Raw genomic sequence first — 280 nt, forward strand, 5'->3', positions numbered from 1 at the left:
GGTCCAAGACCCAAAAGACCAGCTTGGCTATCTCGGTGTTGTCGATATACCAGCGGCGCACCGGGTCGTATTGATCGGCGAAGCGGCTGAACATGCGGGCGGCGTCGCCCGTGGCTGATAGGAGCACCAGGCTGTTGGTGTGGTTGGGTGAATTCCACTGCATGCCGGGCAGCACACCGGCGCCGTTATTGACGACAGGCATCCAGTACGGATTTGCACCCGGCCCCCACAGGTAGCCGGTCTCATGGTCGGCAGTGATGATCAGCAGTGTCTCGCCCCA

General features: G+C 61.4%; 1 protein-coding gene. It reads right to left on the reverse strand.

The features are described from left to right. On the reverse strand, positions 1 to 280 hold a 280-nt coding region (locus LZP69_RS16425), incomplete at both ends, for a hypothetical protein (RefSeq protein ID WP_234201753.1).

The sequence above is a fragment of the Shewanella sp. AS1 genome (assembly GCF_021412565.1).
Taxonomy (GTDB): domain Bacteria; phylum Pseudomonadota; class Gammaproteobacteria; order Enterobacterales; family Shewanellaceae; genus Shewanella.